The following is an 11,704-nucleotide window of genomic DNA, read 5'->3' as shown; positions in this document are numbered from 1 at the left end:
TCTCGGCAAAATCCGGGAAACTCCCCGCAGGCGGACCAGATGCTATCATCCGACTTTTCAGATATTCCTAACCCCTTTGCTTTCACGGCAACTGAGTCCCAGATTCTGGGTCGCCGGCAACCTGCGCGCTCGGCGCTTCGAAACGCGGTGAAGTATTTGGTGCTCGTGGCGATGTGCTTCGCTGCGTTGTTGGCCGTTCGCCACCTCAGCGGCCACTACTTACTGAGCCGACTGACCGACGATTTCCAAACCCAGCCGCCTCACGTGCAACAGGCTCGGTTGGTCCAGATCCAAGCGTTTGGCAAAACTGGAATCCCACACTTAGTCGATGCGTTGGCCGCGAAGGATTACGAAACGGCTCGTGTTGCTTTCGAATTACTCAAATCTAGCCAAACTCGATGGCCCACCTTGGGACAAAGCTCGGCCCTGCAGCGTCATGCGATCATGGTCAAGGCAATCGATCGAGTCGCCGTACACATGCCGGACGATCGAACCGGATGGGGCACCGCGCTGATTCAACAATCGGTGATGGAATCCGTCGATCAAGCCGACGATGAAAAGCGATCACTTTACGCCAGCGCCAACGACGTCCTTAAAAAACTTGCACTTTCCAACCGCAGCGGCCCGAGCATTCTGAACGAAGGCCCCATCAACGATGGCCAACCCCGCCGTTTAATCGTGCGTGCAACACCGCTCCCCGTGGAACAGTTCGAAGAGACGGGCACTTGGTCGACCTGGCCGCCTGAACCCGAAGCGATGCTCAAAGCGACGATGGATCAGCAGATCGCATCCAACGAACGATCAGCCGCAGAAGCGATTGCAGCAGAACAAGCTACGTCTGAACCATCGATCTACCGCTCGGGATCCAGCAGTTCGAGCCTGCGCGCCGTCCCAGCGGAAGAGTCCATCGTGTTGAAGTCGATTGATGACGCTTACGATTCCAACGACGTGCAATCGGTCACTCACCTTGTCGACACCCCCATGGAATCGGCCAGCACGCACTCGGTGATGACGTGGCTCCTTTCCGAACATGAGCAATTGCGATCTCAAGCTCACCTTGAACTGCTCGCTCGCGGACTCAGCGAATCACAAATCGAAATGGCCAAGAGCGCCGTCAATCCTGATGTAAGCGTTCGCCTGGACTTCGTTCATCGCGTGATCCGTCACCCCGACGTTGACCCACGCCCCTGGTTAAAGCTGATGACCGAGGACGAAAGTCGCGAAGTGCTCGCGGAAGTAATCTCGGTGCTCGGTACGATGCCCGATCAAGAATCAGCCGGCTTCCTGCGAACGTTGATGGTTCGCCATTCGTCCGACCCCAAAATCGTCGCCCGAATTCGCAGCGTGCTCGAACGACGCTAAGCGACGCCAAACGGACTTTATCATCCCAACGACCCTGATTGGATGGTAACTCAGGTACCCCTACGCGACTTGCCGTTCAAACGATGCAAGTGCGTCGCACATGTTGAAACGACCGTGCAGCCTAGGATGTGGCCACCAACGCAGCGTCCTTGCTCGGGATGATCGGGACGCCCTAAACGCTCGGGATGCCCAGAACGCTCCGGATGCCCTAAACGCTCCGGATGCTCAGAACGCCACATCGCTCGCGGCCGTGTTTCAGACCGCTCTCAATCGGTAGCGCCGGCTCTACACTGGCTAGGCCAAAGGCCTAGTAGCGAAACTACTCTTGGTCGTCCGCTGCCTTTTCGCCAGCATCTTTGTCGTTATCTTCGCCAGCGTCTTCTTCGTCTGCATCCTCTTCGATTCCGGCCTTCTTGCGAAGTTCATCAAGGTAAGGCTGCATTCGCTTCGCCTGGCGAGCAGTGGCCAAACCAACAGCCTTCTCCTGAGCTTCGGCCGCCTTAACGAAGTCTTCGTTGAGCTCGTTCATCAAAGCGATCGTGTTGTAATACAAGACCTTATAGGATTCCGGAATGGTTGGTTCAAGAGCCGTGACCGTCGCCAAGGTATCCGTAGGAAGTGTCCCTAAATCAGCACCCTGTTGAGAAACACCAAACAACATGTTGGCAAAACCAAGTGCGGCTTGCGGATCTTTGTTCTCTTCCATCTGGGCCAACAACCCTTGATAGAACTCCGTCGTTTCCTTGTCGAGTTGTCCGGTGACCAACTTCACATTGTGAAACATGTTGGTCCAGTGATCTTTGTATTCTTGCGAAGGCGCTTCCTTGATCATCTCGGCGACGAAGTCCATCGCCTCATCAACCTTCTCGGTGCCGACCAGCGTATTGAGACGCTGCATCGCTTCTTCCATCCTGTTTTCGTATTCGTACTGGACCTTGAATTTAGCTCGGTCCCAAGCGTCATTAACGATTGCTTCGAGCGGCAAGTCCATCGATCCCGGATGACCAATCCACTCGATCAACCCTGTTTTGCCAACTACGAACGCGGTCGGAATTCCATTGGCACCTGATGCGGTCATGTAGTCTTCGGAAACCGATTCATCAGGATCCGAAGTCAGGCACCACGCCGATGTGATCTCTTCGAACGTCTTACCTTCCTGCGGATGCTCTTTCTTCAGCAGCCCGTTGACGGTTTCGGTGTCCTCATTCGTAACGCTGATGATCTGAACGCCTTGGCCGCGATACTGGTTTTGCAACTCAGCCAAGTGCGGCATGCTGCCAATGCAAGGGCCACACCAAGTCGCCCAAAACTCGACGACGTAGACATTGTCTTTTTTGAACTCCGTCACCGGTTTGAAAAAACCGTTTCCATCCTGCATCCAATTTTCGATGTCAAGCTCCGGCGCTTCAGACCCAATCGTCAAAGTTGGTCCAGCGGCTGTTGCCTGAGACGACCGCAATCCTCCCACACAAAGAGCGGCGGCAATCAAAGCAGCGAGAGACAATCGTTTTTTCATGATCTTGGACGAATTTAAGGCAGGGAGACTGGGAAAAGGTGAGGACCGAATTCTATTCCACTCGGCGAGCAAAGATAATACCAAGCGGCATCGTTGACTAAGGACAAATGCGTGAAAGAGGGCAACGTCCGCCTGCATATTAGCAGCTAAAGCGACCGCGAAATAATTTCGCCTTGACCGCCTACCGCACCATCACCTCGCCGAGACACTACGTCTTGCCCGCGATTCGCGGCAATATCTTGCATCAATTCGCGTGTCATTTGATGCGAAGGGTTCTTCACAAGCGACAACCAAGTCAATTCCGACTTGATCGGCTCAGAAAAACGAGGCGACGATAAATTGGGAGATTTGGACAAAATCACCGTTCCGCGTCGCATGCCATAGCCAACGTTTGTGCCAAATTGCCCCACTGCGACAATCGTCCCCGCGAGCATGTGACTGGCTAAGAAATGCCCCGCGTTTCCAGCGACGAATACCTCACCTCGCCGCATTCGATAGCCAACTTGGTTTCCCGCATCGCCAGCAATTTCAATTCGTCCGCCGGTCATTCCTTTGCGTTGACCATCGACCGCTCCCGCGACCGCGTTTCCAGCACTCCCTTCGACGATAATTTCACCGCCGCTCATGCTACAACCCAAGGCGTTGCCGACGCTGCCGACCACGACGATCAAACCGCGTTCATGGCTGGCTCCGATGCGATCAAAGTTTGCAAAGTCACCTTCCATTCGCAGTACCGATTGATCCGAATCAGTGCATTGGACTTCAAACCAATCATCGATGCACTGACCATCTTGCCCCATTGGCAACGAAGCGATCTCTTTGTCGCTGAATGCCGAAAGCTTAGCAAGCGACAGTGAAGATGCATCGATGCGGAAGTTTGGAATCTGTTTTTGACGCAGCAAGATTGTTTTCACGACATCACCTCATGCAATCGAAAGTGATGTTTGCCCAACTTGCCGCCGTAGTTACCAGCGGTGACTCGTAGCAGGCCCGCATCGGCGCCCGCGCGACACGCCGCCGTGATCCCCACCTTCATCGACTCTGCGATGGCTTCAAACGACATTCCGTCAATCACAATTTCTAACGCAGCGTCTTCTTCATCTCGCAACAGCGTGGGGCCGACCTTGCGAAGCGTTGGACAAAATGCGTCATTGGTTGATGCGAACAACTTGCTGTACTTTGATCCCACTTTCGAACCGCTGCGTGCAGCGCCACCTGGGAACGGAGTGATCACACCGTCGACGCCTTTCATTGCATCGCAAGCGGCACGACATGCGATGGTGATCGCGTCAAGCGAGCGACCAAGCAGCAAAAAGTTTCCGCCACCGATTCCATCCACTCGCGCCACATCGTGTTCGCACACGAATTCGCCATCCATCACGGGAACTCGCCAAAACCGTCGCGGGCCTTTCTCGGTGCCTACAACCTTGCTGATTTGATTTCCGTCACCGAAGAAGCGGACCATTTTTCCAATAGGCACTCGTTTGGCAGCGACACCATCGGGTACGTCGATTCCCGCGTAAATCGCAGTCGTTGGACAGGTCAAAACGCACTGCCCAACCCGACGAGGAATTTGCTTTTCCAACTCTGATCCGGATACTGCGAACGCCAAAATGGACACGCCCGGGCGACCATCGGGAGTTTCGTCCGGAGAGAGCGTCTTTTCGACGGCAGTTTCGATTCCGCAGGCAATCACGCTGGTCCCAAAGCCAGTCATCGCCGCAGCAGCCTCGGCAGCCCATCGTTCGTCATGGGCTGTGATGATCACTCGAGTGGCCTTCATGTCAAAGGCTTCTGCGAACTCATCTTCGATTTCGACGCCCGCGATTTGAAGCGTCGGATTGCGTTTTGACTCGCTCACTTGGCCTTCCCCTTGCTGGCGACGACGGGGTGGCTGCCAATGACGGCGCTCATTTCTTCGTCGTCGATTTGCAAACGTTGCATCGCGAATGTGGAATTTTGCTCGTAGCGATCGGCAAGTTTTGCGACCGAGGACGAATCCACGCTTACTTCCGCGGTAAGGGTCCACGAAGCAAGGTCACTCACCGAAGTCGCATTCTTACCGCGAACGATGACGCCTCGCCGGATGACAGTTTCCGGCGAAGCGAACATGACTTCCAAGTCATCATTTTCGCGATAGACAACGACGTCGGCCACCGCGCCGACGGACAAGTGCCCCCGATCCGACAAGCCTAATATTTTCGCCGGTGCGGACCGAGTCATGGTGGCAATGTCACTGAGGGTGTATTCGCGATCGATACCGGCTAAATCACTGGTGCTCTTGGCGTCGGCATGAATCTCTGAAAGCGCCGTTTCGCGAAAAGACTTATCAGCCAACAATCGAATCAGGTGAGGGTAGGTCGTGAACGGGGCGCCATTGGGATGATCAGTCGTCAAAAATACTCGCGATGGATCATCGATCATAAGAAACAATTCCAGACCGATCGCCCACTGCAATGAATGCACAAACTGCTTGCGGCGGTACCGAAACGGAACAACCCCGCACCCGGCTTCGCATTCAACATCGACCAGGATGGACTTGCGCGGATCGGCGAACCGAAAGTTGTCGTGTTGGTGCATCGCATCGGCACTAATGGTGACTGTTTGCCCAAACATGATTTGACCGACATCGATCGTGACGTTGGGATGCTTAGCCATCGCGTCCACCAACTGGGCGGCAGCGGAAACCATCGACGATTCGTGATCGTCTTTGTCTTTGCCGTAACTGTGAAATTGAGCGTGCGTTAGGTGGATTGGTAAGCCGTTCGCCGCTCGTATGGTCGCAAGCGTGGATTCAATATTCCCGGGCACACCGAGGTTGCTGCAATGAACGTGCAACGGGTGCGCAAGTCCGATCTCGTGAACGGCTCGGCAAAGCGTTTCGATCACTTGTGCCGGTGTGACACCGTACTTCGGATGGACAGAATCGACGTCGAAATGCCGATCGCCGAACTTGAACGCACTGATCCCGCCTGGATTTACAACCTTCACCGCGATGCACTGCGTCGCTCGCACCATCCAAGCAACGTAATCGTTGATCAGAGCCTGTGGTTGCTTGTCGGCAATCAACGCCAACAGCACATCGTCGTTACCGAGCAAACAATAGCCGCCTGTATCAATGCCAGCGACATCTGCCATTTCCGCATGAGCCGAACGAGCGTTGCAGGGGATCACCGCTGGTTCAAAGCAGGTCGTGTATCCCATGTCGAGGTACCGAGACGCGGTCTGCGATGCCGTCGGCAAAAATGAATCGCCTTGGTCAAACTGGCCGGGCGTCGAGATGGGTGATTGCAGTTGATCCGACAACAACATCCGAGCCAACGACACCTTCCCACCGCCAATGTGCGTGTGCAGGTCAATTCCGCCCGCCATGATGACGCAGCCCGATGCATCGACGACGTGCGCCGATGCCGGATTGGTCAGCGACTCAACGATCTTGCCGTCGCTTACAAAAAGATCGCTGACAGCGTCAAAGTTCCTTGACGGATCGATGACGCGACCGCGTTTGATAATGATTTGCATCCGTGCTGCCTAAGGTGCCGTGTCTGGGTTTTCCCCGTTGCCGGTATCGGCATCGTCCGTCTTCTTACGGGAGCTTCTGGTTCGTTTTCGAGTCGACTTACTGTTGCCTTCGGTGGCCTCACCATAGACTCGGCTGGTCGTGATTGTGATCCGGCTAGCTTTGACGTTGGTTTCATCGCCCGCTTGGTAGAACCCCGCGACACTGACCGAATCCCCTTCCTCGGCGAGCGACATGTTGTTGAACCGGAGTTCAAGTCGCACGTCCGGAGCCAACGGCACTTGCAACGGTTGTTTGCCGATCATTACCCCCATCACCCCCGAAGCATCCATCCCCATGATGTTGCCGACCACTTTGACATCCGCGACTTGCGGCGGAGGCTCGCCAGCTTTGGGGCGATTGACCGGATAGATTCCTGGCACGAACGCTTCTCGCTGATGACCGTTAAGCTTTCCAGCGACCGGCTGAAAGATCTCGACTTTTCTGATTGGCGACTGGGCCATTCCCGCTTGGTTGAAGCTGCCGCTAAAGCGAACAAACATTCCTCGCTGTAGAAACGCGGGCTTCGCTTCGGCAACAAAGACAAAGGAGGCAATGTCGTCGGGAAGAGCGACGTTCATTTGAGTTCCTTCGTCAGTGGTGACGACCAGGATGCCCCGCTTGAACGAAACTAGCTTCCCTTTGAAGTTGGTGATCATGTTGCTGCCGACACCCGGGGCATCAGGCTTCTGAGCCGATGCGATCGAGGGGCACACGATCAACGACATGAACGCCATCGCGATGAGGACGAACCAACGACGAGCAGTGCAGGTTGGGTTCACAGTGATTTCCAAGGGTTGGGGCACCAAGATTTTCTACCGATTGGGGAGCCAAGCCCAGACATTGTAAATCTTCAGCCCTCCGTTGTCGCCCTGGTGTTGACGTTTTGCCAAGGTAAACGGCCTGAACGCGGTGAAAACCCGGACTTGGCAACGTGATCGGCAAACGATCATCCTGCCCCCATCCGCCGACAACTCATACTGGCATCGGTTTCGTTCAATGGATGGCTGTTCATTGACCGATTGGTTGGTCCCGCAAGGATTGTCACCGTCTGACTACCTTACTGCCGCATGGCATCGATAGATTGAAGATCGCGAGCCCAGTGAGCCGTGCCCAACTAGAAGGTGAGCCATGCAGGTGAGAAGGTGAGCCGTGTCAGGCAGGGAAGTGAGCCATGCAGGCGAGAAGACGTTGGCAAGCCGGGGTAGGCAAGCCGGCACGTATAATCAAACTGTATGCCATTCCGGTCCGCTCTCCTTTCATTGTGTTCATTCCATGTCGTCTCAATCTCGATCCGCGGGATCTTCAAAGCCTAGCCGTGTTACCACGAGGCGCTTGCAAAAAATGCGAGACGATGGGAAGCGGATTTCGATGCTGACCGCGTACGATTTCCCGACCGCCGAAGTGCTCGACGAAGCGGGGATCGACGTTCTGCTGGTGGGCGATTCGCTGGGCATGGTCGTCCAAGGTCGTGACACCACGCTGCAAGTGACGATGGACCAAATGATCTATCACGCCGAAATGGTCGCTCGCGCCGCTAAACGCGCGATGGTCGTGGTCGACTTGCCCTTTCCCGAAGGACAACTTGAGATCATTCGCAGCATCGAATCGAGCGCTCGCGTTTTGCAAGAAACCAACGCTCACGCCGTCAAACTCGAAGGAGGCGCTGAACAGGCCGATCGGATTGCCGCCATCGTCACCGCTGGTATTCCCGTGATGGCTCATGTGGGCCTGCGACCTCAAAACGTCCATGTCGATGGCGGTTATCGGGTGCAACGCGATGCTCAATCACTGGTGAATGATGCTCAAGCGGCTGAGAAAGCAGGTGCGTTCGCGGTGCTTGTCGAATGTGTGCCCGTTGAAATCGGTAAACAGATCAATGACGCCGTTTCCGTCCCCACCATTGGAATCGGCGCTGGCCCGCATTTGACCGGCCAAGTGCTTGTGACCAATGACATGATCGGATTCCATTCCGGCTACTCACCCAAATTCGTTCGCAAATTGGGCGATGTGCGGACCGCGATCGCGGACGCGGCGAAAGCGTATGCTGACGCCATTAGCGACGGCAGCTTCCCAAGTGAAGACGAGTCCTTTTAGTCGCGAAGCTGTTTAAAGTAGTCGCGACGCTATTTAATTAGTCGCGACGCTGCTGAAATCTGCTTAACTCTGTTCAACACCAACTCACCTTTATCAAATAACGTCAGACCCCAGCCTTAGATGAACATCGAAACCTTTACCGAATTGCCCCAATTGCAACTCGCTGTCGCAGATTCGTTTTGCGAACTTGTCGACGCGACCCTTTCTTCACAAGACGCGTTTCGTGTTTCGTTGTCGGGCGGTTCTACGCCCAAACGCATTTACGAGATCCTCGCTGACCGCGATTTGCCCTGGGATCAAATCCATTTTTACTGGGGCGACGAACGCAACGTGCCGCATGATCACGACGAATCCAACGCCAAGATGGTCCGCGGTGCGTTGCTGACCCCCGCGGATGTTCCCGAGACCAACATCCACACCGTTCCCGTCAAGGTGGACGATCCGGCGGCAGCGGCTCGAGAGTACGAAGCTTTGCTGCGTGAACATTTTGCCGGTCAAGCGGCCCCGCAATGGGATTTGGTTTTGCTGGGCATGGGTGACGATGCCCACACCGCATCGCTCTTCCCCGGAACTCAGGCGATCGAAGAAACCGATCGCTGGTTCGTGGAAAACTTCGTGAAGAAGTTTGATGCGTACCGCTACACACTGACCGCCCCCGCGATTAATTCGGGCCGCGAAAAGTGGTTTCTAATCGCGGGTGAAAATAAACGAGATGCTTTGGCGAAGGTCTGGTCCGACACACGCCTACCTAACGAGTATCCATCTCAATTGGTCGAAGGTGCCAAGTGGTTTGTTAACTCAGATGCGATGCCAAAGCAGAGTTGAATGTCTCACTCGGACGCATCGCAGCGGCAACCTTGGTCGGGTCCGGCTGAAAGTAGCCACCGACATCAACGGCAGAACCTTGAACTTCAGCCAACTCACTGACGATCTTGGTTTCGTTCTCTTGAAGCGCGTTTGCAATGGCTGTGAAGTGCGATTGCAGTTTCGCACTCTTGTTTTGCGCAACCAGAGCATTGGCCCAATACATCGCTAAGTAGAAATGGCTTCCTCGGTTATCTAATTCGCCGGTCTTTCGCGACGGTGATTTGTTTTCGTCCAAGAACCTACCCGTCGCCTGATCGAGTGTTTCAGCTAGCACCAGGATGTCCTGGTTGTCCAACTTGGTTCCCAAGTCTTCCAGTGAAACAGCGATCGCCAAGAATTCGCCTAGCGAATCCCATCGCAAGTGATTTTCTTCGGTGAATTGCTGAACGTGCTTGGGTGCTGATCCACCGGCCCCCGTTTCGAACAAACCGCCGCCGGCGAGCAGTGGCACGATCGAAAGCATCTTGGCGCTAGTGCCTAATTCCAAAATGGGAAACAAGTCAGTCAAGTAATCTCGCAGCACGTTTCCGGTCACCGAGATCGTATCCTTGCCGTCTTTGCAACGCTGGCACGCATGAGTCGCCGCATCGACCGGGGACATGATCTCGATCGTCAGTCCGCTGGTGTCATGATCAGGCAGGTACTCGTTCACCTTCGCAATTAAATTGGCATCGTGAGCCCGATCCTTATCGAGCCAGAAAATGGCGGGCGATCTGGTTGCGCGAGCTCGACTAACGGCCAAACGCACCCAGTCACGAATCGGCGCGTCCTTGGTTTGACACATCCGCCAGATATCACCCGCTTCGACATCGTGTTCCATCAGCGTCTCGCCCGTGTCATCAACGACGCGAACCTTTCCGTCCTGCGAGATCACAAATGTTTTGTCGTGCGAACCGTATTCTTCAGCCTTCTGAGCCATCAAACCCACATTGGCGACGTTGCCCATGGTCGTGACATCGAACGCACCGTTTTTCTTGCAGAAGTCAATCGTTGCCTGATAGATCCCCGCATAGCAACGGTCGGGAATGATCGCCACGGTGTCGCATCGCTTGCCATCCGGGCCCCACATCTTGCCCGAGTCACGAATCATCGCTGGCATTGATGCATCGATGATGATGTCCGATGGCACATGCAGGTTTGTGATGCCGCGATCGGAATCGACCATCGCGAGTCGAGGTCGCTGGGCGTACACGGCGTCGAGGTCAGTCTTGATCTCGTCTTGCTCGGTTTGAGGCAGTGTTTGAATCTTCGCGTAAACGTCACCGATGCCGTTGCTGGTTTCGACGCCCAGCTTTTCAAAGGTCTCCGCGTGCTTGGCGAACACATCAGCGTAGTAAACGCTGACGCAGTGCCCGAAGATCACGGGATCGGAAACTTTCATCATCGTCGCTTTCATGTGCAACGACATTAACACATCGTCGGCCTTGATCTCATCGATCGTCTTTGCCAAGAACTCGCGTAACGCTTTCTTGCTCATCACCGATGCATCGATGATCTCGCCAGCCTGCAACGGCAGCCCTTTTTTCAACGTTTCGGTTTCGCCACTCGCGGTGATCAATTCAATGTCGACGTTGCCTGCGGTTTCCATGACGTGCGATAGTTCGCTACCGAAAAAGTCGCCATGGCTCATGTGAGCCACTCGGGTGCGAGAATCGGAAGACCAAGCTCCCATCGAGTGCGGATTCTTCTTGGCGTACTCTTTAACGGGTGCAGCAACTCGGCGATCTGAGTTACCCTCGCGCAGGACCGGGTTCACAGCACTGCCGAGAATTTTCGAGTACTTCGCCCGGATCGACTTTTCGTCGTCACTTTCGGGTTCCTCAGGAAAATCGGGAACGTCGTAGCCGTGCGACTGCAATTCTTCAATCGCGGCCACGAGCTGAGGAATCGATGCACTGATGTTTGGCAACTTGATGATGTTCGCTTCGGGTGTTTTCGCGAGCATCCCCAATTCGGCCAGGGCGTCTTCGACCTTCTGGGTTTCCGACAATCGCTCAGGGAATGCCGATAGGATTCGTCCGGCGAGTGAGATGTCTTTGAGTTCAATCTCGATCCCGGCCGCCGAAGTAAACGCGCGAACAATCGGCAACAACGATTGAGTTGCCAAGGCGGGGGCTTCGTCAGTTTGAGTGTAAAAAATCTTTGGCGTTTGAGCGGACATGCGGTTCCCTTGAGGTGACATAGAGGACGCGGACATCGTAACATCTCGATAGCAAAATCCGAAGTGAGTGAACCAAAGATAGTCACACGGCGTTCATCGCTATAATCCTTTCGGCGGACACCACCGAGCCCACCTGTTCAAT

Annotated in this window: 9 protein-coding genes; 3 read left to right on the top strand and 6 right to left on the bottom strand. The window is 54.8% G+C overall.

Translation table 11 applies throughout. The features are described from left to right. Positions 1-147 precede the first annotated feature (147 nt). Positions 148-1,362, top strand: a complete 1,215-nt coding sequence (locus tag Pla22_RS13590; RefSeq protein ID WP_165440645.1) for a hypothetical protein — start codon at positions 148-150, stop codon at positions 1,360-1,362. A 319-nt stretch (positions 1,363-1,681) separates the two neighbouring features. Here Pla22_RS13590 and Pla22_RS13585 read toward each other — a convergent pair whose 3' ends face one another. The 5 genes from Pla22_RS13585 to Pla22_RS13565 all read right to left on the bottom strand — a co-directional run bounded on the left by Pla22_RS13585 (position 1,682) and on the right by Pla22_RS13565 (position 7,243). Next, positions 1,682-2,878: a peroxiredoxin family protein gene (locus tag Pla22_RS13585; RefSeq protein ID WP_165440644.1), complete on the bottom strand. Its 1,197-nt coding sequence runs from the start codon at positions 2,876-2,878 to the stop codon at positions 1,682-1,684. A gap of 146 nt (positions 2,879-3,024) precedes the next feature. Then, positions 3,025-3,792, bottom strand: a complete 768-nt coding sequence (locus tag Pla22_RS13580; RefSeq protein WP_146515091.1) for a formylmethanofuran dehydrogenase subunit C — start codon at positions 3,790-3,792, stop codon at positions 3,025-3,027. Further along, positions 3,789-4,739, bottom strand: coding sequence for a formylmethanofuran--tetrahydromethanopterin N-formyltransferase (gene fhcD / locus Pla22_RS13575; RefSeq protein WP_146515090.1), 951 nt, complete (start codon positions 4,737-4,739; stop codon positions 3,789-3,791). Before fhcD ends, Pla22_RS13580 begins: the two co-directional genes overlap by 4 nt. Next, on the bottom strand, positions 4,736-6,400 hold the full coding sequence (locus Pla22_RS13570) for a formylmethanofuran dehydrogenase subunit A (RefSeq protein WP_146515089.1): 1,665 nt from the start codon (positions 6,398-6,400) through the stop codon (positions 4,736-4,738). The genes fhcD and Pla22_RS13570 overlap by 4 nt, the downstream gene beginning before the upstream one ends. A 9-nt stretch (positions 6,401-6,409) precedes the next feature. Beyond that, positions 6,410-7,243, bottom strand: a complete 834-nt coding sequence (locus Pla22_RS13565; protein ID WP_165440643.1) for a hypothetical protein — start codon at positions 7,241-7,243, stop codon at positions 6,410-6,412. 469 nt (positions 7,244-7,712) lie between these two features. Here Pla22_RS13565 and panB point away from each other — a divergent pair, with 469 nt between their 5' ends. Both panB and pgl read left to right on the top strand, forming a co-directional pair. Next, positions 7,713-8,534 (top strand): 3-methyl-2-oxobutanoate hydroxymethyltransferase, encoded by an 822-nt coding sequence (panB, locus tag Pla22_RS13560; protein WP_146515087.1) that lies wholly within the window; start codon positions 7,713-7,715, stop codon positions 8,532-8,534. A gap of 120 nt (positions 8,535-8,654) precedes the next feature. Further along, entirely contained in the window at positions 8,655-9,359 is a 705-nt protein-coding gene (gene pgl, locus Pla22_RS13555) for a 6-phosphogluconolactonase (RefSeq protein ID WP_242631987.1), read from the top strand. On the opposite strand, the gene Pla22_RS13550 is transcribed toward pgl, so the two are convergent. Further along, positions 9,328-11,598: an NADP-dependent isocitrate dehydrogenase gene (locus Pla22_RS13550; RefSeq protein WP_242631986.1), complete on the bottom strand. Its 2,271-nt coding sequence runs from the start codon at positions 11,596-11,598 to the stop codon at positions 9,328-9,330. The genes pgl and Pla22_RS13550 overlap by 32 nt on opposite strands. Between the last annotated feature and the right edge of the window lie 106 nt (positions 11,599-11,704).

Origin of the sequence: Rubripirellula amarantea, assembly GCF_007859865.1 — a bacterium.
In the GTDB taxonomy this organism is placed as follows: Bacteria; Planctomycetota; Planctomycetia; order Pirellulales; family Pirellulaceae; genus Rubripirellula; species Rubripirellula amarantea.
This window is presented reverse-complemented; position numbering and strand designations above follow the sequence as displayed.